General features: G+C 74.9%; 23 protein-coding genes. 3 read left to right on the forward strand and 20 right to left on the reverse strand.

The window, feature by feature from the left end; genetic code table 11:
- Window positions 1–387: 387 nt before the first annotated feature.
- The 11 genes from tyrS to argC form a co-directional block, all read right to left on the reverse strand.
- Entirely contained in the window at window positions 388–1,650 is a 1,263-nt protein-coding gene (gene tyrS, locus Cch01nite_RS19155; protein WP_203758105.1) for a tyrosine--tRNA ligase, read from the reverse strand.
- 76 nt (window positions 1,651–1,726) lie between these two features.
- A complete protein-coding gene (locus Cch01nite_RS19160) occupies window positions 1,727–2,434 on the reverse strand; it encodes a DNA-3-methyladenine glycosylase (RefSeq protein ID WP_239071076.1) in 708 nt (235 codons plus the stop codon).
- Between the two features lie 219 nt (window positions 2,435–2,653).
- The gene (locus tag Cch01nite_RS19165) at window positions 2,654–3,250 is read right to left on the reverse strand and encodes a nucleoside/nucleotide kinase family protein (protein WP_203758106.1); all 597 of its coding nucleotides are present in this window, start codon (window positions 3,248–3,250) and stop codon (window positions 2,654–2,656) included.
- 5 nt (window positions 3,251–3,255) lie between these two features.
- The gene (argH, locus tag Cch01nite_RS19170; RefSeq protein WP_203758107.1) at window positions 3,256–4,710 is read right to left on the reverse strand and encodes an argininosuccinate lyase; all 1,455 of its coding nucleotides are present in this window, start codon (window positions 4,708–4,710) and stop codon (window positions 3,256–3,258) included.
- Window positions 4,703–5,944 (reverse strand): argininosuccinate synthase, encoded by a 1,242-nt coding sequence (locus tag Cch01nite_RS19175; RefSeq protein ID WP_203758108.1) that lies wholly within the window; start codon window positions 5,942–5,944, stop codon window positions 4,703–4,705. Before Cch01nite_RS19175 ends, argH begins: the two co-directional genes overlap by 8 nt.
- Window positions 5,945–5,973: 29 nt before the next feature.
- Window positions 5,974–6,540: an arginine repressor gene (locus tag Cch01nite_RS19180; RefSeq protein WP_203758109.1), complete on the reverse strand. Its 567-nt coding sequence runs from the start codon at window positions 6,538–6,540 to the stop codon at window positions 5,974–5,976.
- Window positions 6,537–7,475, reverse strand: coding sequence for an ornithine carbamoyltransferase (gene argF / locus Cch01nite_RS19185; RefSeq protein ID WP_203758110.1), 939 nt, complete (start codon window positions 7,473–7,475; stop codon window positions 6,537–6,539). The genes Cch01nite_RS19180 and argF overlap by 4 nt, the downstream gene beginning before the upstream one ends.
- The gene (locus Cch01nite_RS19190) at window positions 7,472–8,773 is read right to left on the reverse strand and encodes an acetylornithine transaminase (RefSeq protein ID WP_203758111.1); all 1,302 of its coding nucleotides are present in this window, start codon (window positions 8,771–8,773) and stop codon (window positions 7,472–7,474) included. The genes argF and Cch01nite_RS19190 overlap by 4 nt, the downstream gene beginning before the upstream one ends.
- Entirely contained in the window at window positions 8,770–9,756 is a 987-nt protein-coding gene (gene argB, locus Cch01nite_RS19195) for an acetylglutamate kinase (protein ID WP_203758112.1), read from the reverse strand. Before argB ends, Cch01nite_RS19190 begins: the two co-directional genes overlap by 4 nt.
- A complete protein-coding gene (gene argJ / locus Cch01nite_RS19200; protein WP_203758113.1) occupies window positions 9,753–10,958 on the reverse strand; it encodes a bifunctional glutamate N-acetyltransferase/amino-acid acetyltransferase ArgJ in 1,206 nt (401 codons plus the stop codon). Before argJ ends, argB begins: the two co-directional genes overlap by 4 nt.
- A 94-nt stretch (window positions 10,959–11,052) precedes the next feature.
- Window positions 11,053–12,117: an N-acetyl-gamma-glutamyl-phosphate reductase gene (gene argC, locus Cch01nite_RS19205; protein WP_203758114.1), complete on the reverse strand. Its 1,065-nt coding sequence runs from the start codon at window positions 12,115–12,117 to the stop codon at window positions 11,053–11,055.
- Window positions 12,118–12,200: 83 nt separating this feature from the next.
- On the opposite strand from argC, the gene Cch01nite_RS19210 reads away from it, so the two are divergent.
- The 3 genes from Cch01nite_RS19210 to Cch01nite_RS19220 are packed head-to-tail and all read left to right on the forward strand — an operon-like array spanning window position 12,201 to window position 14,451.
- The gene (locus tag Cch01nite_RS19210; protein ID WP_203758198.1) at window positions 12,201–13,184 is read left to right on the forward strand and encodes a quinone oxidoreductase family protein; all 984 of its coding nucleotides are present in this window, start codon (window positions 12,201–12,203) and stop codon (window positions 13,182–13,184) included.
- Complete coding sequence (locus tag Cch01nite_RS19215; RefSeq protein ID WP_239071077.1) at window positions 13,181–13,954, forward strand: DsbA family oxidoreductase; 774 nt, start codon at window positions 13,181–13,183, stop codon at window positions 13,952–13,954. Before Cch01nite_RS19210 ends, Cch01nite_RS19215 begins: the two co-directional genes overlap by 4 nt.
- The gene (locus tag Cch01nite_RS19220) at window positions 13,951–14,451 is read left to right on the forward strand and encodes a GNAT family N-acetyltransferase (protein WP_239071078.1); all 501 of its coding nucleotides are present in this window, start codon (window positions 13,951–13,953) and stop codon (window positions 14,449–14,451) included. Before Cch01nite_RS19215 ends, Cch01nite_RS19220 begins: the two co-directional genes overlap by 4 nt.
- Before the next feature lie 5 nt (window positions 14,452–14,456).
- Here the strand turns inward: Cch01nite_RS19220 and Cch01nite_RS19225 are convergent, their stop codons facing one another.
- From Cch01nite_RS19225 to Cch01nite_RS19265, 9 genes are read right to left on the reverse strand one after another with little or no spacing between them, the layout of a single operon-like run.
- Complete coding sequence (locus Cch01nite_RS19225) at window positions 14,457–15,233, reverse strand: FHA domain-containing protein (RefSeq protein WP_203758116.1); 777 nt, start codon at window positions 15,231–15,233, stop codon at window positions 14,457–14,459.
- Window positions 15,230–16,507, reverse strand: a complete 1,278-nt coding sequence (locus tag Cch01nite_RS19230) for a VWA domain-containing protein (RefSeq protein ID WP_203758117.1) — start codon at window positions 16,505–16,507, stop codon at window positions 15,230–15,232. The genes Cch01nite_RS19225 and Cch01nite_RS19230 overlap by 4 nt, the downstream gene beginning before the upstream one ends.
- 17 nt (window positions 16,508–16,524) lie before the next feature.
- Window positions 16,525–17,670, reverse strand: coding sequence for a PP2C family protein-serine/threonine phosphatase (locus Cch01nite_RS19235; RefSeq protein WP_239071079.1), 1,146 nt, complete (start codon window positions 17,668–17,670; stop codon window positions 16,525–16,527).
- Window positions 17,655–19,964 carry a serine/threonine-protein kinase gene (locus Cch01nite_RS19240; protein WP_203758118.1) on the reverse strand — a complete coding sequence of 770 codons (2,310 nt, stop codon included), beginning with the start codon at window positions 19,962–19,964 and terminating at the stop codon, window positions 17,655–17,657. The genes Cch01nite_RS19235 and Cch01nite_RS19240 overlap by 16 nt, the downstream gene beginning before the upstream one ends.
- Window positions 19,961–21,088 carry a hypothetical protein gene (locus Cch01nite_RS19245; protein ID WP_239071081.1) on the reverse strand — a complete coding sequence of 376 codons (1,128 nt, stop codon included), beginning with the start codon at window positions 21,086–21,088 and terminating at the stop codon, window positions 19,961–19,963. Before Cch01nite_RS19245 ends, Cch01nite_RS19240 begins: the two co-directional genes overlap by 4 nt.
- Window positions 21,085–22,059 carry a glutamate ABC transporter substrate-binding protein gene (locus tag Cch01nite_RS19250; RefSeq protein ID WP_203758119.1) on the reverse strand — a complete coding sequence of 325 codons (975 nt, stop codon included), beginning with the start codon at window positions 22,057–22,059 and terminating at the stop codon, window positions 21,085–21,087. Before Cch01nite_RS19250 ends, Cch01nite_RS19245 begins: the two co-directional genes overlap by 4 nt.
- A complete protein-coding gene (locus Cch01nite_RS19255) occupies window positions 22,056–23,381 on the reverse strand; it encodes a GlnX family signal transduction membrane protein (protein WP_203758120.1) in 1,326 nt (441 codons plus the stop codon). Before Cch01nite_RS19255 ends, Cch01nite_RS19250 begins: the two co-directional genes overlap by 4 nt.
- On the reverse strand, window positions 23,378–24,829 hold the full coding sequence (locus Cch01nite_RS19260) for an AAA family ATPase (RefSeq protein ID WP_239071083.1): 1,452 nt from the start codon (window positions 24,827–24,829) through the stop codon (window positions 23,378–23,380). The genes Cch01nite_RS19255 and Cch01nite_RS19260 overlap by 4 nt, the downstream gene beginning before the upstream one ends.
- Window positions 24,826–25,365 (reverse strand): hypothetical protein, encoded by a 540-nt coding sequence (locus tag Cch01nite_RS19265; protein ID WP_203758121.1) that lies wholly within the window; start codon window positions 25,363–25,365, stop codon window positions 24,826–24,828. Before Cch01nite_RS19265 ends, Cch01nite_RS19260 begins: the two co-directional genes overlap by 4 nt.
- Window positions 25,366–25,367: the final 2 nt, after the last annotated feature.

The raw sequence follows: 25,367 nt of genomic DNA on the forward strand, positions 1-25,367 counted from the left end.
CGCTCCAGGCCTTTCGGCCTTTCTTCGAGGCTTTGTCGTTCTCAATCCTAGCGGACCTTTTCAGTGCTTCCGTCCGGCTCTTTCGAGCGGCGGTTGCGAGCTGAGGCCCGGTCCCGAACCGTATCAGGGCGCACGGAGCGTCTCGATCGAAGTTCGGGGGCGGCCACCCTCGGGACCAGCCACCGGGTTCGTTCCCTGGTGTCTGTTCCTCCCTGCCGGGCGACATCGAGAACATTACGCGTGGCTCGGCGCAGGTGGCAAATCGTGGTGCGGTGACCCCGATCACCAGACCCGTGAACGGCCCTGACCTGCACAGACACGGCCGGCCACCCGCACGGGGTGGCCGGCCGTATCGACATACCGGGACGGGTCGGACGGGACCGGGCGTCAGGCCTGGGCGTCGACGACGGCGAGGGTGCGCTTGCCGCGGCGCAGGACCGCCCAACGTCCGTGGAGCAGGTCGTCCGCCGTCAGGACGGCGTCCTCGTCGGGCACACGCACGTTGTTCACCGAGGCACCCCCCTCGCTGATGGCGCGCCGGGCGGCTGCCTTGCTCGTGACGATGCCGGTCGCCGCCAGCAGGTCGACGATCGGCACACCCGCGCCGCCGGCGGCGGACGGGAGCTCCGCCACCGCTGCCGCGAGCGTCGAGGCGTCGAGGTCTCCCAGCGAACCGCGACCGAACAGGGCCTGGCTCGCGGCGACCACCTTGTCCGCGGCGTCGGTCCCGTGGACCAGCGCCGTCACGTCGTACGCCAGGGTCCGCTGCGCCTCGCGGGCCGCCGGGCGATCCGCGACCGCCGTCGCCAGGTCCTCGATCTCGTCGCGCGTGCGGAACGTGAAGACCTTGAGGTAGCCCACCACGTCGGCGTCGTCGGCGTTGAGCCAGAACTGGAAGAACGCGTACGGGCTCGTCAGCTCCGGGTCGAGCCACACCGTGCCGGACTCCGTCTTGCCGAACTTGGTGCCGTCCGCCTTGGTGATGAGCGGCGTGGTGAGGGCGTGGACCGCGGTGCCCTCGACCTTGCGGACGAGCTCGACGCCGGACAGCAGATTCCCCCACTGGTCCGACCCGCCCGTCTGCATCGAGACGCCGTGGCGGCGGTGCAGCTCGAGGAAGTCCATGCCCTGGAGGATCTGGTAGCTGAACTCGGTGAAGCTGATGCCCTGCTCGCTGTTCAGCCGGCGGGCGACGGTGTCCTTCGCGAGCATCGTGCCGAGCCGGTAGTGCTTGCCGACGTCGCGCAGGAAGTCGATGGCCGACATCGGTGCCGTCCATTCGAGGTTGTTCACCATCGTCGCGGCGTTGTCGCCGGAGAACTCGAGCAGGGGCTCGATCTGGCGGCGGATCCGCTCGACCCACCCGGCGACGACGTCGCGGGAGTTGAGCGTGCGCTCCCCCGTCATCTTCGGGTCGCCGATCAGGCCCGTCGCGCCGCCGACCAGCGCGTACGGGCGGTGACCCGCGTCCTGGAGACGTCGGACGGTGAGGATCTGCACGAGGTTGCCGATGTGCAGGCTCGGCGCCGTCGGGTCGAAGCCGCAGTACAGGGACACCGGGCCCGCGGACAGGGCGGCCCGCAGGGCGTCGGGGTCGGTGGTCTGCGCGGTCAGGCCGCGCCACTCGAGCTCGTCGAGGATGTGGGTCACGAGGTCTCCTGGTCAGGACGAAGGGCCGCGCGGTCGGGCGCGCGAGAGACGAGGGGCACCGCCGACGTCGTCGCCCTCACGGGGCGTCTACCGACGTCGGCCTCCGATACGCCGGGCGGTACGCGGACACGGTGCGCTCGTCCGTGAGCCAGTAGCGCCACGGGAAGTGCTGCGGGTCCCCGCCGTGGCCCGCGACGCCGACGCGGGGGCCGGTCGCGTGCGTCGGCTGCATCGCGGCCTGGTCGCGGTGCAGGACCGTGCCACCGCCTGCCTCGGTCAGGTCGGCGCCGTTCGCGCGCAGGTCCAGCCCGAGGCACACGGCCAGACGAGCCGGCCCGCGGGCCAGCTGGCGGTGCGAGTCGACGACCCCCACCCGCTCCCGTCGGCGCCACGCGAGCTCCGCACCCTCGACGACCTCGCCCGCGCGCAGCAGGACGGCGGCGGGGCTGCCCGTCGGCTGCGCGACCACGTTGAGGCAGTGGTGCAGGCCGAGGTGCCGGTAGACGTACAGGCGGCCCGGCTCGGCGAACATCACCGCGTTGCGGGACGTCCGGCCGCGGAACGCGTGCGAGCCCGGGTCCTCCGGTCCGGCGTAGGCCTCGACCTCCGTGATCCGGACCGTCACGTCGCCCTCGTCGGAGCGGGCGGTGAGGTGCGCGCCGAGCAGGTCACGCGCGACGGCGTGCACCTCCCGGCTGTACCAGACCCGGGCGGGCACGGTCACGAACGCGCGCGGGTCGGCCGCGTCAGGCGGACCCGGGTGCGAGGCGGACGACGTGCTCACCCGACCATCCTGCCGCACGACCGGCCTCGACCCGGGGTCGGTCCTGTCCGCGGACCGCATCCGGCCCCTGCCGGTCACGCCGCACCCGGCGTACGCACCCGTCCGCGACCGACCGCTCGGGGAACATCGACCCGCCGGTGATCGTCTGCGGCGGCCCGCCGCCCGGGCCTTCGGCCGCGAGAGAGGCGAGCCGCGTGCTGGTGCGGCACGCGAGGCGGCTCACGGCAACGGCGTGCCGAAGGCGTCGAGGCGCACGTCGGCGCGCTCGCGCGTGCGCTCCCGGTCGAAGTGGGCGGCCTCGTCGACCATCCACCGCTCCCACTGCGGGCGGGCGTCGGCGCCGTCGCGCGCCAGGCCGCGTTCGAGGCGCAACGGCTCCGGCGCCTCGACCCACACACGCAGAACCGCGATCGCGTCGGCGGCCCGCGGAGCCGAGCCGCATCCTTCGAGCACGAGCAGACCGGGGACCGGGACGTCGACCCAGTCGTCGAACCGTGAGGCCAGCCAGTCGTACCGCTGGAAGCGGCCGGGCAGGCCACGGCGCAACGGCTCCAGGACCTGGGCGGCGAGCCGCGGCCACAGCGAGCCGTCGAGACCCGACCACCCCTCGTACAGGTCGTCGAGGTGCACGACCTCGGCCGCGAGGCCGCGCGCCCCGGCCGAGGCGGCGACGGCCGCCGCGGTCGTCGTCTTGCCCGACCCGGCCGGGCCGTCGACGCAGACCACGCGGACCCGGCCCAGGCGCGGCGGCCCGGCCAGGGCGCGGGTGACGAGGTCGTCCGCGACCGGCAGGGCCGCCGTGCCGGAGTCCACCACGGGCGTCAGGACGCCCAGGAGCGCAGCTCGACGGCGCGCGCGCGTGCCCGGTCGAGCTGCTCGGCGACCCGGGCGGGAGCCGTGCCGCCGTGCGCGGACCGCGACGCGAGCGAGCCGGCGACCGTGAGCACCGACCGGACGTCCGGCGTGAGGTGCTCGGAGATCGCCGCGAGCTCGTCGTCCGTGAGCTCCCAGAGCTCGATGGGCGGCTCGTGCTGCTCGCACGCCCGGACGCACGCGCCCGCGACCTCGTGCGCCACGCGGAACGGCACACCCTCGCGGACGAGCCACTCGGCGATGTCCGTCGCGAGCGAGAAGCCCTGCGGCGCCAGCGCGGCCATGCGGTCCGTGTCGAACGTCAGCGTGGCGACCATCCCGGCGAACGCCGGCAGGAGGACCGTGAGCTGGTCGACCTGGTCGAACACCGGCTCCTTGTCCTCCTGCAGGTCGCGGTTGTACGCGAGCGGGAGGCCCTTGAGGGTCGTCAGCAGGCCCGTGAGGTCGCCGACCAGGCGGCCCGCCTTGCCGCGGGCGAGCTCGGCGATGTCGGGGTTCTTCTTCTGCGGCATGATGCTCGACCCCGTGGAGTAGGAGTCGTGGAGCCGGACGAAGCCGAACTCCTTCGTGGCCCAGAGGATGACCTCCTCGGCGAGCCGCGAGACGTCCACCGCGGTCATCGCGGCGACGAAGGCGAACTCCGCGACGACGTCGCGCGAGGCGGTGCCGTCGATCGAGTTCTCCACCGGGCCGTCGAAGCCCAGGTCCGCCGCGACCGCCGCCGGGTCCAGGCCCAGCGACGAGCCGGCGAGGGCGCCCGAGCCGTACGGGGACAGGGCCGCGCGGGCGTCCCAGTCGACCCACCGCTCGACGTCGCGCAGCAGCGGCCACGCGTGGGCGAGCAGGTGGTGCGCGAGCAGGACGGGCTGCGCGTGCTGCAGGTGCGTGCGGCCGGGCATGGACGCGTCGCCGGCGGCGTCGGCCTGCGCGACGAGGGCGTCCACCACGTCGAGCACCAGACCCGCCAGCGAGCGGGCCTGCGTGCGCAGGTACATGCGCACGAGCGTGGCGATCTGGTCGTTGCGCGACCGGCCCGCGCGGAGCTTGCCGCCCACCTCGGCGCCGGCCCGGTCGATCAGGCCGCGCTCCAGGGCCGTGTGCACGTCCTCGTCGGCCAGGACCGGCAGGAAGTCGCCGTTCGCGACGTCGACCCGCAGGCGCTCCAGGGCGTCGAGCATCGTGGTGAGCTCGTCGTCCGTCAGGAGGCCGGCCGTCCGCAGCACGCGTGCGTGCGCCTTCGAGCCGGCGATGTCGACCGCGGCGAGCCGCCAGTCGAAGTGCGTCGACTGCGACAGCGCCTGCAGCTCGGGCGACGGGCCGCCGGCGAACCGGCCTCCCCACAGGGAGACCGGCGCACCGGCGGCCACGTCCGCCCCGGGCCGCTTGTCGAGCTCGTCAGGCACCCGTGATCCCGCCCTGCGAGCCGAGGTCCACGCCGTTGCCGAACCGCACGTCGCGCGCGGCGGCGAGCTTGGAGCTCAGGCCGTAGATCTCGATGAAGCCCTTGGCCGCCGACTGGTCGAACGAGTCGCCCGTGTCGTACGTCGCGAGGTTGAAGTCGTACAGGCTCGCGTCGGAGCGGCGGCCCGTGACCGTGGCGCGCCCGCCGTGCAGCACGATCCGGACGTCGCCCGAGACGTAGCGCTGCGTGTCGGCGACGAACGTGTCGAGCGACTTCTTCAGCGGCGAGAACCACTGGCCGTCGTAGACCAGCTCCGTCCAGCGCTGCTCGACCGTGCGCTTGAACCGGGCCTGCTCCCGCTCGACCGTGACGTTCTCGAGCTCCTGGTGCGCGGCGATGAGGGCCATCGCGCCCGGGGCCTCGTACACCTCACGGGACTTGATGCCGACGAGGCGGTCCTCGACGATGTCGATCCGGCCGACGCCCTGGGCGCCCGCGCGGCGGTTCATCTCCTGGATGGCCTGCAGCGGGGTCACCGGCACGCCGTCGAGCGCCACCGGGACGCCCTGCTCGAACGTGATGACGACCTCGTCGGCGACCGGGGGGAACGTCGGGTCGTCCGTGTAGGTGTAGACGTCCTTCGTCGGGCCGTTCCAGATGTCCTCGAGGAAGCCCGTCTCGACCGCGCGGCCCCACACGTTCTGGTCGATCGAGAACGGGTTGTGCTTCGTCGTCTCGATCGGCAGGTTCTTGCGGGTCGCGAACTCGATGGCCTTGTCGCGGGTCAGCGCGAGGTCGCGGACCGGCGCGAGGCACGTGAGGTCCGGGGCGAGCGACGTGATGCCGACCTCGAAGCGGACCTGGTCGTTGCCCTTGCCGGTGCAGCCGTGCGCGACCGTCGTGGCGCCGAACTGGCGGGCGGCCCGGACGAGGTGCTTGACGATGACCGGGCGGGACAGCGCCGACACCAGCGGGTAGCGGTCCAGGTACAGCGCGTTCGCCTGCAGCGCGGGCATGCAGTACTCGGTCGCGAACTCGTCGCGGGCGTCCGCGACGTACGCCTCGACGGCGCCGCAGTCGAGCGCACGCTGACGGATGACCGACAGGTCCTCGCCGCCCTGGCCGACGTCGACGGCGACCGCGATCACCTCGGCGCCGGTGGCCTCGGCGATCCAGCCGATGCCGACAGAGGTGTCCAGGCCGCCGGAGTAGGCGAGGACGACGCGCTCAGTCATGGGGAACTCTTCCTTCGTGGTGGGGGTGTTCAGTCGGTGGGCCGGCTCTGGCCGGCTCTCGGCTCGGGACGGGGGTCGGTGGCGAGGGCGAGGAACCGCGCCGCGAGCGCGGCGCCTGCGGCGCTGGGGCCGTCCTCGCTCTCCCGGGCGATCACCAGCACGGTGTCGTCGCCCGCGATGGTCCCCAGGACGGCGGGCAGCACCGAGTGGTCGATCGCCGACGCGAGGAACTGCGCCGCGCCGGGCGGCGTGCGCAGGACGACGAGGTTGCCGGACGCCTCGGCGGTGACGAGGAGCTCGCCGCACAACCGCGCGAGGCGGGCGGCCAGCATCTCCTGGTCGGGTCCGGCGACGGGTGCCCGGGCACCGCCCTCGGCGGGGACGGCGTACGCGAGGGCGCCCGTGGGTGTGCGGATCTTCTCGGCACGCAGCTCGACGAGGTCGCGCGACAGCGTCGCCTGCGTGACCTGGACGCCCTCGGCCGCCAGCAGCTCGGCGAGCTGCTGCTGCGAGTGGACCTGGCCGCGCGTGAGCAGCGCCGTGACGAGGGCCTGCCGCGCCGCCTTCGTCGCCGGGACGGGGCTCGTCACGCTCATGACCGCTCCAGCAGGAACGACAGGAGCGCCTTCTGCGCGTGCAGACGGAACTCGGCCTCGTCCCACGCGACCGACTGCGGGCCGTCGAGGACCTCGGCGGTGATCTCCTTGCCGCGGTAGGCCGGCAGGCAGTGCAGCACGAGCGCGTCCGGAGCGGCGAGCGCCAGGGCGGCCGAGTCCAGGCGGAACGGCACGAAGGGCGTCTCGCGCTCCCCCGCCTCGTCCTCCTGGCCCATGCTCACCCACGTGTCGGTCGCCACGGCGTCCACGCCCGCGACGGCCTCCTCGATGGTGTGCACCACCTGGACGGAGCCGCCGGTGCGCTCGGCGAGCGCCGCCGCGTCGGCCACCACCTGCGGGTCCGGCAGGTAGGCCGGCGGCGTGCCGATGCGGACGTGCAGGCCCGCGTTCGCGCCGCCCAGCAGGTACGAGTGGGCCATGTTGTTGGCGCCGTCGCCGACGTACGCGAGCGTCTTGCCGGCGAGCCTGCCGACACCGCCGCGGTGCTGCGCGATCGTCGCGAGGTCCGCGAGGATCTGGCACGGGTGGAACTGGTCGGTGAGCGCGTTCACGACCGGCACGCGGGACGCCGCCGCCATCTCCTCCAGGCGCGACTGCGCGTGCGTGCGCCAGACGATCGCCGAGACCTGGCGGTCCAGCACCCGGGTCGTGTCCGTGATCGACTCCCGCTTGCCGATGCCCGCGAGCTTGCCGTCGACCACCAGCGGGAACCCGCCCAGCTCCGCGATGCCCACGGTGAAGGACACCTGCGTGCGCAGCGTCGGCTTGTCGAAGATGACCGCCACCGCGCGGGGGCCGACCAGCGGCGAGCGGATGAAGCGGTCGTCGCGGAACGCCAGCGCGAGCTCGAGCACCGTGCGGAGCTCGGCCGGGGACAGGTCGTCGTCGCGCAGGAAGTGCCGGGTCGCCGTCACGGCTGCACCCCCAGGTCGTGCGGCAGTGCCGCCAGGAAGTCGACGAACGTGCCCGCCTGCTCGTCGGTGAGGACGAACGGCGGGGCGAGCCGCAGGGCGGTCGGCGTGCACGGGTTGACGATGAACCCGGCCTCCAGCGCACGCTGCGCGACCTGGCCCGCCACCGGCGACGACAGCTCGACGGCGATGAGGAAGCCCTCCCCGCGGACCTCCGCGACCAGGGGGCTCGCGCCGGACAGCCGCTCGCGCAGCCGCGCGCCCAGGTCGGTGACGTGCCCCAGCAGACCGTCCCGCTCGATCACCGCGATCGTCGCGAGGCCCGCCGCCGACGCCACGGGGTTGCCCCCGAACGTCGAGCCGTGCTGGCCCCGGCCCAGGAGCGACGCGACGGGCTCGCCGAGCGCGATGAGCGCACCGACCGGGAAGCCGCCGCCGAGCCCCTTCGCGACCGTCACGACGTCCGGTGTGATGCCGCCGCCGACCTGCGGGAGGTGGTGGGCGAACCAGGCGCCCGTGCGCCCCATGCCCGTCTGCACCTCGTCGAGCACCAGCAGCGCACCGCTGTCCGCGGTGAGCCTGCGAGCCAGCGCGAGGTAGCCCGGCGGCAGGGGCCGGACGCCGGCCTCGCCCTGGATCGGCTCGACGAACAGCGCCGCGACCTGCTGCCCCGCGCCGTCCGCGAACGCCGCCTCGAGGGCGTCCGTGTCGCCGAAGGGAAGGAACTCGACGCCGCCGGGCAGCGGCTCGAACGGCTCGCGGTACGCGGCCTTCGACGTCAGCGCCAGGGCACCCATCGACCGGCCGTGGAACGACCCCTCGAGCGCGAGGATCCGCGGCCGGTCCTGACCACCGTTGCGGCGGGCCAGCTTGAACGCCGCCTCGTTGGCCTCCGTGCCCGAGTTCGTGAGGAACACGCGCGAGCCGGCGGGGGCGCCGACGAGGCCGAGGAGCCGCTCCGCGAACGCGATCTGCGTCGGGCTCCCGAAGAAGTTCGAGACGTGCCCCAACGTGCCGAGCTGGGCGCTGATCGCCGCCGTCAGCGTCGGGTGCGCGTGACCCAGCGAGTTCACGGCGATGCCGCCGAGCAGGTCGAGGTACCGCTTCCCGTCGGCGTCCCACACGTAGGGGCCCTCGCCCCGCACCAGGACGCGCTGCGGGGCGCCGAACGTGTCCATGAGCGCGTGGGTGTACCGGTCGGTCCACTCGGCGACGGAACCCTCCGTCGGGGGCACGGGCAGTGCGGCGTCGGGGGCGCTCGGGGCCCGGTGCCGGGCTCCTGCCGTCACATCGGCGGTCATGCGGTCACCTCGGGGCTGGGGGTGGCGTGCGGGACGACCGGCACGGGGGACGTGAAGGGGGCGTCGGCGGGCTCCTCGTCGGGCAGCACCATCGTGCCGATGCCGTCCGACGTGAAGACCTCGACGAGGATCGAGTGCGGGGCACGGCCGTCGATCACGTGCGCGCGGCCGACACCGCCCTCGACGGCGCGCCAGCAGGCCTCCATCTTCGGGCGCATCCCGGCGTCCAGGCCGGGCAGCAGCTCCGCGAGCGCGCTCGCGCGCAGGCGGCGCACGAGGGACGTCTTGTCGGGCCAGCTCGTGTAGAGGCCCTCGACGTCCGTCAGGACGATGAGCTTGCGCGCGCCGAGCGCCACCGCGAGCGCCGCGGCCGCGGTGTCCGCGTTGACGTTGAGCACCTGGGTGGGGTCGTCGATGTCGGGGGCGACGGTCGACACCACCGGGATGCGACCCGCGTCGAGCAGGTCGAGGACCGCGCCCGGGTTGACCTTGACGACGTCGCCGACCAGGCCGATGTCCACCGGCTGCCCGTCGACGAACGCCTCCCGGCGCCGCGCCTGGAACAGACCGCCGTCCTCGCCCGACAGCCCGACCGCGTGCGGGCCGTGCGCGTTGAGCAGGCCGACGAGCTCGCGCGACACCTGGCCGGTGAGCACCATGCGGACCACGTCCATGGCCTCGGGCGTCGTCACGCGCAGGCCGCCGCGGAACTCCGACTCGATGCCGAGCCGGTCGAGCATCGCGTTGATCTGCGGTCCCCCGCCGTGCACCACGACCGGCTTGAGGCCGACCTGCCGCAGAAACACCATGTCCTCGGCGAACGCCCGCTTCAGGTCCTCGTCGATCATCGCGTTGCCGCCGTACTTCACGACGACGAGCGCGCCCGCGAACTTCTGCAGCCACGGCAGGGCCTCGACCAGCACGTGCGCCTTCTGGTCCGCGCGCAGGTCCGTCCGGGTGTCGAAGACGAAGTCGTCGCTCACGTGGAGTACTCGCTGTTCTCGGTGACGTAGGCGTGCGTGAGGTCGTTCGTCCACACGGTGACGACCTCGCCGCCCGCCTTGAGGTCGACCAGCACCTGCACGAGCCGCTCGGAGGCGAGGTCCACCTCGGAGCGCGGGGTGTGGGCCGCGCCGTCCTTGCAGACCAGGACGCCGTTGATGGACACGTCGAGCGTCGCCGGGTCGAACGCCGCGACCGACTCCGGGACGGTCCCGACCTGGGCGAGGACGCGACCCCAGTTCGGGTCGTTGCCGTAGACGGCGGCCTTGAACAGGTTCGAGCGGGTGACCGCCCGGGCGACCGCCAGCGCGGCGTCCTCCGTCTCGGCACCCATGACGGTGACCGCGATGTCGTGCGTCGCGCCCTCGGCGTCGGCGATGAGCTGGCGGGCGAGGTCGCCGCAGACGGCGGTGAGGCCAGCCGTGAAGCCCTCGGGGTCCGGCGTCGCGCCGCTCGCGCCGGAGACCAGGAGCACGACCGTGTCCGACGTGGACATGCAGCCGTCGGAGTCGATGCGGTCGAACGTCTGCCGGGTGGCGGTGCGCAGCGCCCGCTCGGCCGTCTCGGCGTCGATCACGGCGTCCGTCGTCAGGACGCAGAGCATCGTCGCGAGCGCCGGGGCGAGCATGCCGGCGCCCTTGGCCATGCCGCCGACCGTCCAGGTGCCGAAGTCGCCGTCGATCGTCACGTGGGACGTCTTCGGCACGGTGTCCGTCGTCATGATCGCGACGGCGGCCGCCGGCCCGCCGTCGTCGCTGAGCGCGGCGGACGCCAGGTCGACGCCGTCGAGCAGCAGCTGGCGCGGGAGCCGCTCGCCGATGATGCCCGTGGACGCCACGACGACGTCCCCCGCGGAGACGCCGAGCGCGTGCCCGACCCGCTCGGCCGTGGCGTGCGAGTCCTGGAACCCCTCGGGGCCGGCGAACACGTTCGCGCCGCCGGAGTTGAGCACGACGGCGCGGACCACGTGGTCCTGCACGACCTGGCGCGACCAGAGCACGGGCGCCCCGACGACGCGGTTCGTGGTGAACACGGCCGTGCCGACGTCGAGCGGCCCTTCGTTCACGACGAGGGCGAGGTCCGGCCGGCCGGACGGCTTGAGGCCGGCGGTCACCCCGGCCGCGAGGAAGCCGCGCGGTGCGGTGACCCCGGGCGACGGGAGCTCTTCGGTCTGGTCGATCACGGCGTCTCCTCGGTCGTGGTGGACGGACGGGCACCAGCATGCTGGCCGCCGTCGCGTCGGGCGCGGTGGAGCGTCAGGGGCGCCTGCCCGGCGTTCACGGCGCGACCCCGTCGAGCGGGAGGCCGAGCGTCTCGGGCAGGCCGAGGGCCACGTTGAGCGACTGCAGGGCGCCGCCCGCGGTGCCCTTGACGAGGTTGTCGATCGCCGTGACGGTGACGACCCGACCGGCGCGGGCGTCGACCGCGACCTGGACGAGGGCGGTGTTGGCGCCAAGCGTCGACGCGGTCGTCGGCCACTGGCCCTCGGGCAGCAGGTGCACGAACGGCTCGTCCGCGTACGTGTGCTCCCAGGCGGCCCGCACGGCGGCGGGATCCGCCCCGTCGACCAGCCGGGCGGTGGCCGTCGCGAGGATGCCGCGGGCCATCGGGACGAGCGTCGGCGTGAACGACAGCGTCACGTCGGCCGCGCCCGCCGCGCGCAGGTTCTGGGCGATCTCCGGGATGTGCCGGTGGCTGCCGCCGACCGCGTACGGCTGGGCCGCGCCGAGGCCCTCCGCGGCGAGCAGGTGCGTCTTGAGGGAGCGTCCCGCCCCCGAGTAGCCGTTGGCGAGGACGGCCACGACGTCGACGGCGTCGATCAGCCCGGCGGCGACGCCGGGCTGCAGGCCGAGGGTCACGGCGGTGACGTTGCAGCCGGGGACCGCGATCCGGGTGGCGCCCGTGAGGTGCTGCCGCTGGCCGGAGGCGACGGTCTCGCCGGCCGTGAGCAGCTCAGGCAGGCCGTAGGGCCACGTGCCCGCGTGCGGGGTCCCGTAGAACTCCTTCCACGCGACGGGGTCGACGAGCCGGTGGTCGGCGCCGAGGTCGACCACGACCGCCGTGTCGCCCCGTGCGGCCAGCTCGGCCGCGACCGCACCGCTCGCGCCGTGGGGCAGGGCGAGGACCACGACGTCGTGCCCGGCGAGGGCGTCGACGTCGGTCCTGTCGAGGACGCGGTCCGCCAGGGAGCGCAGGTGCGGGGCGTGCTCGCCGAGCCGGGTGCCCGCGTTCGAGTGGGCGGTGAGGGCGCCGATCCGCGCCTCGGGGTGGGCGAGCAGGAGGCGGAGCATCTCCCCGCCGGCGTAGCCGGACGCGCCAGCGACCGCGACCGTGAACGTCATGTGCATGACCATACACGGCGATGCAGAAAGATACGACGCGCATTCCCGGGATGACGACGGGCGCGTCGGTCGTTGCGTTCGACGTGCGCGCCATCATCGCCACCGCCGCGGGCGGTCCCGAGGTCCTGCAGGCCACCGACGTCCCCGACCCCCGGCCCGGGCCGGGCGAGGTCCTCGTCCGCGTCGCGGCGGCCGGGGTCAACTTCATCGACACCTACAAGCGCTCCGGCATCTACGCGATGCCGTTCCCGCACGTCGTGGGAGCCGAGGGCGGCGGCGAGGTCGTCGCGGTCGGCGCCGACGTCACGACCCTCGCGGTCGGCGACCGGGTCGCCTGGGCGTCCGCACCCGGCTCCTACGCCGAGCTCGTCGTCGTGCGGGAGGACGCCGCGCTCGTCGTCCCCGCCGACGTCAGCGACGAGGTGGCCGCGGCGCTCCCGCTGCAGGGCCTCACCGCGCACTACCTCGTCGCGTCCACGTTCCCCGTCGCCGCCGGTCAGGACGTGCTCCTGCACGCCGCCGCCGGGGGCGTCGGGCTCCTGCTCACCCAGCTCGCCGCCCAGCGCGGTGCGCGCGTCATCGCGACCGTCGGGACCGACGAGAAGGAACGCATCGCGCGCGCCGCGGGCGCGGCGGAGATCATCCGGTACCGCGAGCTCGACGACCTCACCACCGAGCTGCCGGCCCGGGTCCGCGACCTGACCGCCGGGCGCGGCGTCGACGTCGCCTACGACTCCGTGGGCAAGGACACGTTCGACGCGTCGCTGGCCTCGGTCGCCCGACGAGGGATGCTGGTGCTCTTCGGGGCCTCGTCCGGTCCCGTCCCCCCGGTCGACCCGCAGCGGCTCAACGCCGCCGGGTCGGTGTTCCTCACCCGCCCGACGCTCGGCGACTACATCGCGACGCGCGACGAGCTCACCTGGCGCTCGACCGAGCTGTTCGACGCGGTCCGTGCCGGCACGCTCGACGTGCGCGTCGGCGCCACGTACCCGCTGGCCGACGCGGCCGACGCCCACCGCGCCCTCGAAGGGCGTGCCACCACCGGAAAGGTCCTGCTGCTCCCGTGACCTCTGTGCTCCCCCTGACCACGGCCCTCGCCCCGACCCGCACGCTGCAGGTCGAGGTGTGGTCCGACATCGCCTGCCCCTGGTGCTACATCGGCAAGCGCCGCTTCGCCGCCGCGCTCGACGCGTTCCCGCACCGCCGGCACGTCGAGGTGACCTGGCGTTCCTACGAGCTGTCCCCGCACACCCCCGCCGGGCCGGGACGGCCCGAGATCGACGCGCTCGTCGAGCACAAGGGCATCCCCCGGGACCAGGTGCGGCAGATGTTCGCGCACGTCGCGACCGTCGCCGCCGGCGAAGGCCTCGTGTTCGACTTCGACCGCGCGCTCGCCGCGAACACGTTCGACGGGCACCGGCTCCTGCACGTCGCACGTGAGGTCGGAGGCGCCGACCTGGTCGAGGCACTGATCGAGAAGGTGTTCGACGCGCACTTCTCGCAGGGCGCCGACCTCGGCGACCACGAGACGCTCGTGCGGCTCGCGCGCGAGGCCGGGTTCGCGCAGGCGGGCCTCGACGACGACGACGTCCGGACGGTGCTCGACGGCGACCGCGCCGCCGACGACGTGCGGCGCGACGAGGCCGAGGCCCGGGCCCTCGGCGTCAACGGCGTGCCGTTCTTCGTCGTCGACCGCCGGGTCGCCGTGTCCGGCGCGCAGCCCGCCGAGGTGTTCACGCAGCTCCTCGAAGCCGGATGGCGCGAGGCGAACCCGCTCGCCGTGCTCGCGGGCGACCCCGACGCCGAGGCGTGCACCGACGACAGCTGCGCGGTGTGAGCACCCGGCTGCGGTCCGTCACCGTCGCCGACGTGCCGGCCCTCGCCGCGCTCAACGACGACGCCGTGCCCGCCGTCAACGCGCTCGGCGCGGACGGGCTCGCCGCCCATGTCCCGGCGTGCGACCTCGCGCTGGTCGCCGACGGCGACGACGGGCCGCTCGGGTTCCTGCTGGCGCTCGCACCGGGCGCCGCGTACGCGTCCGAGAACTACCGGTGGTTCTCCGAGCACGTCCCCGGCTCGCTGTACGTCGACCGCGTCGTCGTCGCGCCGCACGCCCACGGACGCGGCATCGGACGGCTCCTGTACGCCGCCGTCGACGAGCGGGCACGCGAGCTCGGGCTGGCGACCGTGACCTGCGAGGTCAACCTCGACCCGCCGAACCCGGGGTCGCTCGCCTTCCACACGCGGCTGGGCTTCGGCCCGGTCGGCGAGCAGGTCACCAAGGGCGGCTCCGTGCGCGTCGCGCTGCTGGCGAAGGACGTCTCCCCCGCCTGACGGCGTCACACCTCGTCGGGCAGCGCCTTGCGGATGACGATCCGGGTCCACGCGCCCACGTACAGGCGGTCGCCGTCCTGCAGCTCGCGCCGCTGACCGGGCGGGATCGGCTGCGTCGGGATCGGGTCGCCGACCCGGCTGACGTACGTGCCGTTCGACGAGTCGAGGTCCTCGACCCACCAGCGCTGGCCGTCCGTGTTCAGCTGGCACTGCCGGCGCGACACGCCCGAGTCCGCCCCGCAGTCGACCTTCGGGTGGATGTTGCGCGACACCGACGGGCGTCCGACCAGCACGCTGCGCTCACGCAGCGGCACCAGCGCGGGCGGGCCCGGCGACGGGATGGGGTCCTCCGGCTTCTGCACCGCGTACCAGTCGGGGTCGACCCAGATCTCCGCGACCCACTGGTCCGGGCCCGCCGGGGGCGGGGTGTCGAGCCCGGCGGGCGCGGGGACCACCGGGGTCGGGGCCGACTGCGCCGGGCCCGGAGACGGCGCGGCGACGGCCGGCGTCGGGGTTGACGACGGTGTGGCGGGCGGTGTGGCGGGCGTGGCGGGCGGGGGCGCAGGCACCGGGAGCGACCCCGTCGTGAAGTCGTACCCGCAGTTCTCGCAGAACAGCGCGCCCGCGGCGGCGGGAGCCCCGCAGTGCGCGCACGTGCTCGGTGCCGACGCCGCCGGCGTCGCGACCGGTGCCGGCGCCGCGGCGTCGAGCGGTGCACCGCACACGTCGCAGTAGTCGGTCGCCTGCGACGTGTGGCCCTGCGGGCAGACGACCGGGCTCATCGGCGCACCCGCGTGGTCTTCGTCGAGGCGGTGTCCAGCGCCATCTCGTCGAGCTTGGCGGCGTTCCGCTTGAGCCGGACCGTGCCCTTCTCCTCGTCGTCGATCTCCACCACGCGCCGCAGCCGCGACGTCGCCTCCTCGTTGCCCGTCTCCGCCGCGAGCTGGACGGCGCGGCCCAGCTTGACCGTCGCCGTCGCCTCGTCCCCCGCGGCCTTCGCGGCCAGCCCCTCCTGGATGACAGACGCGAGCTCGGCCTGGCCTGTGTAGTGGGCCACCTCGGGGCTGATGCGCGCCGAGAGCGCGTCGTCGTCCGTCCACCGGGCCTTGACCAGCCCCGACGTGAGGACCTCTCCCCCGACGGCGACCTGCACGCGCGCCGCGAGCTGCTCCGAGCCGACCGGCTTCGACGCGACCCGGACCGCCACGTGGTAGTCGCGGGACTCGTCGCCCCACGACCCCGTCGCGTACGCGCCCGTGAGCGCGTTGACCTCCGTCCGACGCGTCGTGAGGTCCTCGACGGTCGGGGCCACCTGGCGCACGAACAGGACCTGCGCCCCCTGCGGGGCCCACACGCGCAGCTCGGCCGAGGCCACACCGCGCGCCATCGACGTCTGGACGATCCGGCGGAAGTCCTCGGCGATGTCGGCCGGGTCCGCGATCAGGTCGACGGTGCCGAGCAGCGCCGTCGAGATCTCCCGCAGCTCGTCGACCTCCCAGTGCTCGCCGACGCCGCGCGCGTCGCACTGGAAGTGCCCGGTGAGGTCCCGGACCGCGCGCGACAGCTCGGTGCGCGCCTCCGACTCGTTCTTCCCGTCCGTGAGGAGCACGGCGTGACGCTGCGTCGCCTGCGGGACGGTCGCGAAGATGATGTCCGCCAGCCGCAGCCACGTGCTCATCGCCGTGCCGCCCGACGACCGGATGCCCGAGATCGCCTGCTTCGCGTCGGACCGCGCCCGGTCGTCCATCGGCACCATCGCGACCGCCCAGTTCGGCAGCGGGAACACCCGCTGCGCGACGTGGCTGCCGCCGATCACCGCGAAGAACGTGCCGTCGGGGATCTGGTCGATCGCGACCTGGGCGGCGTGCTTCGCGGCGGCGAGGTTCGCGCCCTCCATCGAGCCCGACGTGTCGATGATGACGATCTCCGCGACGCCACCCTGGGCCGCCCCCGCGGGACCCGCTCCGGCCGCGGTGACCGTGACGATCGCGTGCACGTCCGTGGCACCGTCGGACAGGAACTCGTTCTGGAAGACCTCGGTGCGGAACTCGGCCACGGTGGCTCCTTCGTCGATCAGCGGTCGGTCGGGTCGAGGTCGGGGCGCGAGGCGGGCGGCGGTGCGGCCTCGACGTTTGCGGCGGACCCGGTCGGCTCCGCCTGGAGGCTATCGCCCGTCGGGCGCGCCAGCGCCACGGTGATGTTGTCGTGGCCGCCCTGGGCGTTCGCCCACGTCACGAGCTCTGCCGCGATCGCGTCGGGCGCCGACCCGACCCTCGCCTCGACGTCCCGGACGAGGGCGTCGAGGTCGGCCGCCTCCGAGCAGTAGTTCCACAGGCCGTCCGAGCAGACCAGCACCCAGCCGGGACCCTGGGTCCGGGTCGCCGTGGTCTGCGGGACGACGTCGGGGGCGTCCGGCCCGAGCCACCGGGTGATCGCGTGCGCCGTCGGCGACGACTCCGCCTGGGCGCGCGGCACCCCGCGGGCGATCAGCTCGTTCGCCCCGGAGTCGTCCGCGCTGAGCTGCCGGGGCGTGCCTGCGTCGGGCAGCCAGTACGTCCGGGAGTCGCCGAGCCAGCCGGTCACGACGAGGGGTCCGTCGACCACGGCGGCGACGAACGTGCACGAGGGCGGCTCGGCCCGTCCCGCCCGGTCGCCGACCGCACCGCGGATCGCCGCGTCCGCCGCGGCGGCGGCGTCGACGAGGAGGGCCGACCACGCCGCCGGGCGGGCCGCCTCGGTGACGGTCGCGGGCACCGCCCCGGCCGCCAGGACGTCCCGGGCGGCGCGGGCCGCGGCGAGGCTGGCGAGGTCGGAGTCCGGTGCGCTCGAGACGCCGTCGCACACGACGAGCGCCGTGAGCGCACCGTCGGCGTGCAGCGCCATCGCGTCCTCGTTCCGGGCGTGCCGCCGCCCGCGGTCGCACACGCCGCCGACGTGCGGGGCCGGGCGCTCGGACCAGTGGTCACGCTCGCTCACCGCGAGCGCCCCGCACTGCTCGCAGTACCCGTCGGCCGCGACGACCCCGCCGCACGAGCGGCACGGGGCGCCCGCACCGTCGGCGGCGGAAGGCTCGGGCGACGGCTGGGGCGACGGCTCGGGCGACGGTTCGGCGGGCGCCGCAGGTGCGACGAGCGCGGCACCGCACCCCTCGCAGAACCGGTCGGAGTCGTGCACCGCGGCACCGCAGGCCGGGCACGCCACGCTCACCACGTGGTCCACCGGCGCACCTCGTTCGCGCGGTCGACGAGGCCGATCCGCTCGTCGGGCGACTCGGTGAGGTCGGCGAGACGACGGAACGCGTCCTCGAGCGCGTCCCGCAGCTCGGGCTCACGTGCGGGCACGCCGTCGATCGTCACGGTCGTGGACGGCCCTTGCGTCAGCACCGTGCCGAGCGCCGAACCGAGCACGTCCACCTGCAGCACGGCCCGGTCGCGCGGCGCGATCGTCACCGCCTGCACGCTGCGCAGCGCGTCCGCGAGCGCGGCCAGGTCGTCCTTCGACTCGGCCAGGAGCTGCGCACGCAGGACGCGCGCGTCGACGTAGGAGCTGCGGGTCGGCGTGACCAGGTCGAGCGCCGCGAGGGCGCCGTGCACGTCGCCGCGGGCGCGGCGGATCCGGGCGAGCCCGAACGCGGCGGGCGCGGTGTAGTTCGCGTCGGAGCGGGCGCACACGACGTACAGCGACTCCGCGATCTCGGGCTCGCCGCTCAGCTCGCACGCCGCGGCGAGGGCCAGCTTCGGGGCCAGCTCGCCGGGCACCTGCCCGTACACGGCGTTGAACGAGGCGCGGGCCGCGACCGGGTCGCCGGAGGCGAGCTGCGCGAGACCGCCGAGCCACGCCGCACGCCACTCCCACGGGTCGTCCGCGAGGATCAGCCCGACCGCGTCCTGCAGCACGTCGGGTCGTGCGGCCTCGATCGCCGCTCCGGCCCGACGCAGGCGCACCTCGACGGTGTCCTCGGGCGCGTCCGCCAGCACGGCGAGGCGCTGCACGGGGTCGCTCACGTTGACCCCCGCCAGCCAGCTCGCGGCCGGGTCGTTCGCGTCGACGCGCAGCGCGGGCAGCTCGTCCCACGCCAGCGGACGGGTCGCCTGGTCGGACTGCGGCACCTCGAACAGCACGGACGCGGCCGAGTGCAGCGCCGGGCTGCCGTCGCCGCGGTCGGTCGCGACCACCTCGCGCAGCACGCCGAGGACCTGTGCGCGCAGCTCGTCGACGGTGCCGAACCGGTCCGCCGGGTCGAGCGCGCACGCCTTCGCGAGCAGCCGGTAGAAGGAGTCGTACCGCTGGAACACCGGGGTGTCCGCGACGTCGGGCAGCGACGCCGCGTACGTCGTGGTGTTGCCGCGGAAGTCGAGGACGAGCGTCGCGAGGGTCCGGCCGATCGTGTAGATGTCCGACGCCACCGACGTCCCGACCTCGGGCACCTCGGGCGCCTGGTAGCCGACCGTGCCGAAGATCGCCGACTCGAGGTCGTCGACCCGCCGCACGCCGCCGAGGTCGATGAGCTTGACGGAGTCGCCCTGCTGGATCATGTTGTCCGGCTTGAAGTCGCAGAACAGCAGCCCGATGTCGTGCAGGTACGCGAAGGCGGGCAGGATCTCGAGCACGTACGCGAGGGCCTGGTCGACGGGCAGCGGGTCGTTGACGCCGCCCGCGGCGTCGCGCCGCTGGCCGAGGATCTGCTTGAGCGACCGGCCCCCGACGAACTCCATGACGGTGTAGCCGGCGCCCTCGTGCATCGCGAAGTTGTAGATCTCGACGATGAGCGGGTGCTCGACCTCGGCGAGGAACTGCCGCTCGGCGATGGCCGCGGCGTACGCGTCCGGGTCGCCGGAGTTGAGCAGGCCCTTGAGCACGACCCAGCGGCCGGACACGTTCTGGTCCCGCGCCAGGTAGATCCACCCCAGGCCGCCGTGCGCGAGGCAGCCGACGACCTCGTACTGGCCGCCGACGAGGTCGCCGGGGGCGAGCCGGGGGGCGAAGTCGAACGCGTTGCCGCACTGCGGGCAGAACCCCTCGGTGCGACCGGGGGCACCGTCGCGCCCGCGGCCGACCTTCGCCCCGCACGCGGGGCAGAACCGCTTCGCCTCGGGCACGTGCGGGTCGGCCATCACGGAGCCGAGCGGGTCCGGGACGGGGGCGGGCGGGACCGTCGTCAGGCCCGCGCCGAGCCGGGCGCCGCGCAGCCGTGTCGACGAGGTGCCGACCCGGCGGGTCGTGCTCGACCCGGTCGCGGCGGTGCGGGCCGACCCGAGCGCCGCGGTCGCGAGCCGGCTCGAGCTGGTGCGGCCGGTGCGCGTCGACTGCTCCGAGCCCGGCTCGGCCGCCGCCGCGCCGCGGTCCGGCTGCGCCTGCGCGAACCCGGTGCCGAGGAGCGTGGTCGCCGACGCGGGCGCCGACGTGCCCGACGACGGGGCGGTGGGCGCCTGGGGCGACCCGCAGACGTCGCAGTACCCGTCCTCGTAGGTTCCGGTGCACCCGAGCTCGGTGCAGGAGACGGCGGTCGTCATCGTCGGGTCCCTTCCGGCCCCGGGTGGGGCAGGTCGCGCGTGAGGTACAGGTACTGCTCGACGAGGTAGCGCGACTGGTCGACGTCGCAGGGAGTCTGCTCGACCGCCGTCCGCGCCTCCTCGTAGCCGGCCCGGACGGTCGGCGACGCGCTGCGGCCGTTCACGTCGGCCGCCGCGCGCGCCTGCTCGAGCCGGTAGCGCAGCTCGGCACGCTCGCGCAGCGGTGCGCTGTACGCGTCGGCGACGGCGTCGAACGCTCGCTGCACCGCGCCGAGCCGGTCCACGTAGGCGTCGAGCTCGGTGCGGGTCTCCGGCGGCGGCCCCAGCCGGGACACGTCGGGGACGGCGAGCTTCGGCGGCCGGACCACCTCGCGGCGGCACCGGTCGGCCAGGTCGTGCAACGTCGGCTCGCGGGTCTCGAGCGCGTCGAGCGTGGCCCGGGCCGCTGCGCGGCCGGTGACGAGCGTCCGGCGCTGGGACACCTGCACGATGAGGTCGCGCTCCGCGCGGGCCGTCGCCGCCTCGAGCTCGGCGAGCGGGCCGCCGACGTCCGCTCCGCGCGCGGCCTGCTCGACGAGCCGACGCTCCCGTTCGCGCAGGGCGGCGACGGCGGCCAGTGGCTCGGCCTCGACGCCGGCGAGGTCCTCGCACCGCACGAGGGCTGCGCGCAGCTCACGGAGCCGGGCGACGTCGTCGGCGGTGCTCGGGTCGAACGCGAGGCGCACCCGGACCTGGCCGATCATCGCGTCGCACAGCGTGACGGCCTCGACGAGCGAGACGAGCGCCGAACCGAGACCCGAGTCGAGGCGGCCCCAGACGAGCTGCGACATCTTCTCGCGGGCCACCGCGTCGGCCCTGCCCGCGTCCCACACCGCCACGAGCTCGTCGGTGCGCGTGCGGATCGCCTGCCACATCGTCAGCGCCAGCACGAGGTCGGGGGTCAGCGAGTCGCCCGCGCTCGACCCCTGCGCCGCCGTGTCGAGGCGGTCGAGCTCCGCCCTGCGGTCCGTCAGCCACCGCTCGAGGCCCGCCAGGTACGCGGCGAGCTCCTGGGTGGGGGCGGCCTCGCCGAGCCGGCCCGGGGCCGACGGTGCCGCCACGCGGCCCGACATGGTGCCGGTCACGGCGTCCGGCCGTACACGGACGTCGGAGGCGCCGGTGCGGGCCCGAGCGCGCCGAGCCACCTGTCGTAGAGCGCCGTCCACGTCCCGTCGGTCTTGGCCTGGTCGAGCACCGCGTTCACGAACCGCACCATGTCGACGTTCGCCGCGGGCACACCGATGCCGTAGGGCTCGGCGCTGAACGCGTCGCCGACGACCTTCGCGTACGGGTCCTGCGCGACGAAGCCCGCCAGGACCGTGTCGTCGCCCGTGATGGCGTCCACCTTGCCCTGCTGGAAGAGCGCGAGGCAGCCCGTGTGGGTGTCCGCGGCGACCGCGGTGATGTCGGGGTGCTGCGAGAGCCGGTCGAGCGTCGTCGTGCCCTTCGGGGCGCACACGCGCTGGCCGGCGAGGTCGTCGATGCCTGTCGCGGTGGAGTCGCGCGTGACGAGCACCTTCTGGCCGGAGCGCAGGTACTCCGCGGAGAAGGCGATCTGCTGCCACCGGTCGCAGTTCATCGTGAACGTGCGTGCGACGAGGTCGACCTGGCCGCCCGTGAGCACGTCGAGGCGCTGGCCGGACGTGATGACCCGGAACTGGAGCCGGTCCGGGTCGCCGAACAGCGCGCGGGAGATCTCGTGCAGCACGTCGATGTCGAAGCCCTCGATCTGGCCCGTGAGCGGGTTCCGCGAGCCCATCAGCAGCGTGTCGGCCGAGACGCCGACCACGAGCGAGCCGCGATCCTGGATCGCCGCCATGGTGCTGCCGGGCGTGACCGACGTCCCCGCGTCCGGTGCGTAGGACGTCGTCGCGTCGTCGCACTGCGCGGCGGGCGGGGCGGCCGTCGGCGACGGGGTCTCGCTCGCCGTCGGCGTCGGCGACGGGGCGGTGTCCGTGGGGTCGCAGCCGGCCAGGAGGGCCAGCCCGACGACGGCGGCCAGGACCGCCGCCGTCCGGCGCGCTCGTCCCGGGTGGCGGGTGCGGGTCGTGGTCACCGGTACTCCTCCAGTCGCCTGCCGATACCGCGCCACCCGAGGACCGCCGCGGCGACGCCCGCGAGGAGCGCGAGCCAGCCGAGCAGCACCACCGCGCCACCCGCGTCGCCCAACGCGTCCTGGGTGGCCGTGACGTCCTCGTCGACCGAGGACGTGGCCGCGGCCGTCAGCGCGTCGAACGCGATCCGCGGCTCGCCCTGCGGGTCGACGGCGAGCGCCACCGCGCCGTCCCAGTCCCCGGCGTCGTCCAGGGCCCTGATCTGCGCGTGCGCGCCGACCCACGTCGCGAGCTGCTGGCCGAGGTCGCCGGCGGGCGCGGGCGCGCCGTCGAGCACCTGCGCCGCCTGGTCCGTCTCGGCGACGAACGTCTCCTCGAACGCCTGCCCGGATCCGCGCTTGATGAGGGTGAACGACTCCATCGACTTCGCGTCCGTCGCGAGCGACAGCGCCTGCGAGACGGCCACCGCCCGGGCGTAGGGGCCGTCGCGGACGTCGTCCGCCCGGACGCCGGCGCGGCCGAGGACGACGGCGCCGCCGACCGTGGCGACGACCAGCACGACGGTCGCGACGACCAGGCCGGCGTTGAGCCGCCGGTGCGTCCGCCGGGCCAGCCACACCTGCACGACGACGAGCACGACGAGGGCCAGCACGCACAGCGCGAGCACCCACAGCACCTGCGACACCGCCGCGAACGACCCGTCGACGCGGTGCTCGTTGTCCGCCACGAGGCCGTCCAGCGCGGGCAGCACCTCGGACCGCAGCACCGACGACGCCTGGTCGAGGTAGGCCGCGCCGACCGGGAACCCCTGCCGGTTGTTGGCCCGCGCCTGCTCGACGAGGCCGGTGTACGTCGTCAGCCCCGCGGTGGCCGTGCCGAGGAGGTCGGCGTCGGAGGAGTTCGAGCCGGCGAGGCCGGCCAGCCCCTGCGACGCCTCGGCGATCGCGGTGCTGTAGCGGACGCGCTGCTCGACCGGCTCGAGACCGCCCACGAGGAACGCGTTGGTCGCGGCGGCGTCCGCCGTGACGAGGTCGTTGCGCACCTCGCGGACCCCGATGAGCTGCGCCGTGTCGGCCCGGGCGGCGTCGAGCGCCGCGGCCTGCGCCAGGCCCGCGGCGAGACCCGCGGCCCCCGCGACCAGGGCCGCGACGACGACGAGGACGCCCGCGACGCGCAGCTTCCCGGGCGTCCGGCGCAGCGCGGCCCGCAGGCCGTGCGACGCCGGCGCCGGGTCTCCTGGCGCGGCGGCCGCCGCGACCGCCGGCGTGACCGGCGCGGGACCCGTGCGGCCCGTCGCGCTGCCGGGTGAGACGAGCGTCGTCACGCGGACTCCTCGAGGTGGTCGGGGGCGGCCGGGTCGTCGGCCGCCGGGTCGTCGTCCGCAGCGGCGTCGTCCGCCGAGGCGACGAGGTCGTCGGGCAGCAGCACGCGCAGCTGCTCGAGGCTGGGCTCGTCGACGTCGCGCAGCCGCCACGCGTGCCGGGTGATGGCCTGGTCGAGCACGTTGCGGGCGTACCGGCCGTTGCCGAAGCCCTCGTCGCGGACCTCGGCGGACGCGAGCCGCTCGAACTGCGCGAGGCACTCGGGCGACGGCGTGAAGTCCGCCTTGCGCGCGGTGCGGTCGAAGATCTCCCGGAGCTCGGCGTCCGTGTAGTCGTCGAACTCGAGCGTCGTCGCGAACCGGCTCTCCAGGCCCGGGTTGACGGCGAGGAACCGCGCCATCGGCCCGGGGTACCCCGCGACGACGACCACCAGGTCGTCGCGGTGGTCCTCCATGTCCTTGACGAGCGTGGTCACGGCCTCCTCGCCGTACTGGTCCTCCGCCAGCCCGTACGCCTCGTCGACGAACAGGACCCCTCCGACGGCCGACGCGACGACGGCCGACGTCTTCTCGGCGGTCTGCCCGAGGTACCCCGCGACGAGCTCCGAGCGGTCCACCTCGACGAGGTGCCCCTTGCTCAGCAGCCCGAGCGCGCGGTACAGCCCCGCGACGAGGCGCGCGACCGTCGTCTTGCCCGTGCCGGGGTTCCCGAGGAACACGAGGTGCCGGGTGATCGTCGGCGTCGCGAGCCCCGCGTCCTGGCGGAGCTTGGCGACGCGCAGCAGCTGCGCCTGCCGCCGGACCTCGTGCTTGACGCGCTCGAGGCCGACGAGCGCGTCGAGCTCCGCGAGCAGCTCGTCGAGCGTGGGCGCGGGTGCCTCGGTCCCGGTGGTGGCCGCTGCGGTCGCCGGCTCCGCGGTCGCGAGCTCACCCGGGCCTGCGGTCCGGCCCGCCGGCAGCCCGGCGGTCGTGGCCGCGCCGTCCGGGGACCACCGGTCGCCGTGCTCGGGTCCCGGCACGGTGGACGGTCGCGGCGGCCCGGCCTGCAGCACGGCGTCGCGCTGCACCGCCGCGGTCGCCGACGCGCGCGCGATGACGTCGATCGACGCCGGACCCAGGTCGCAGGCGGCGGCGACCACCCGGACCAGCGCCGCCGCGTAGCCGCCGGCGTGCGCCGACCCGTCAGCGACGAGCGCCGCGAGGGACGCGGTCGGCGTCGACCGCCACCGGCGCGCGACGGCGGCCTGCTCGAAGAACCGGTCGAGCGCGGGTCCGGGCACCCCGACCGCCGCGCTCCACGCCGCCGGCGCACCCGGCACCGCCTCCGCGACCGCCGCGGCGAGGGCGGCCCCCTCGTCGCGGGCCGCCGCGGGATCGAGGCCCGCCGCCGTCGCGGCCTCCTGGACCGCGTCGAGCGCCGCGCGCAGCTCGTCGACCGGGCCCACGCTCACAGCGCCTCCCCCGTGACCGCGCCCGGACCGACCTCCGGTGCGATCGCCAACGCCGACCCGCCGAACTTCTCGGCGAGGAACTGCCCGTGCGCGACGAGCGCCTGCGCGTCCTCCCGTGACACCGCGTCGGAGATCTTGTCGAGGGTCACACCGAGCAGGTCGAGCTGGTCGCACAGGACCATGAGCGACGTCTTTCCGTGCGACACGACGCGCCGGTCCGCGAACTCCCGCGGCAGCCGCAGGTACCCGCCCACAGCCTCCGGCAGGTAGCTGGTCGCGGTCGCGACGACGGTGTGCGCCTGCCGCGAGCCCACGCCGAACCGGTCGAGGCGCGGCGCCATCTCCTCGATGGTGCGCGCGATGCCGTGCACGCGGGCCACCACCGCCGCGGGCACGCGACCGGCGACCTGCTGCTCCACGGTCCGCACCGACGCGAGGATCTCCGCGGACGTCGGCGGGGCGGGCCGCGCGGTCGTGAGCTCGGCCGGACGCGGCCGGCCCCGCAGGCGGTCCACGACGTCCCCGAACCAGCTCATCT

Origin of the sequence: Cellulomonas chitinilytica, assembly GCF_016862675.1 — a bacterium.
In the GTDB taxonomy this organism is placed as follows: Bacteria; Actinomycetota; Actinomycetes; order Actinomycetales; family Cellulomonadaceae; genus Cellulomonas; species Cellulomonas chitinilytica.

Excerpts from the sequence above, each read along its gene's own strand:
- Cch01nite_RS19175 (WP_203758108.1), bottom strand. The coding sequence starts at position 5,944 with ATGACTGAGCGCGTCGTCCTCGCCTACTCCGGCGGCCTGGACACCTCT.
- Cch01nite_RS19180 (WP_203758109.1), bottom strand. The coding sequence starts at position 6,540 with ATGAGCGTGACGAGCCCCGTCCCGGCGACGAAGGCGGCGCGGCAGGCC.
- Cch01nite_RS19190 (WP_203758111.1), bottom strand. The coding sequence starts at position 8,773 with ATGACCGCCGATGTGACGGCAGGAGCCCGGCACCGGGCCCCGAGCGCC.
- argC (WP_203758114.1), bottom strand. The coding sequence starts at position 12,117 with ATGACGTTCACGGTCGCGGTCGCTGGCGCGTCCGGCTACGCCGGCGGG.
- Cch01nite_RS19225 (WP_203758116.1), bottom strand. The coding sequence starts at position 15,233 with ATGAGCCCGGTCGTCTGCCCGCAGGGCCACACGTCGCAGGCGACCGAC.
- Cch01nite_RS19240 (WP_203758118.1), bottom strand. The coding sequence starts at position 19,964 with ATGACGACCGCCGTCTCCTGCACCGAGCTCGGGTGCACCGGAACCTAC.
- Cch01nite_RS19265 (WP_203758121.1), bottom strand. The coding sequence starts at position 25,365 with ATGAGCTGGTTCGGGGACGTCGTGGACCGCCTGCGGGGCCGGCCGCGT.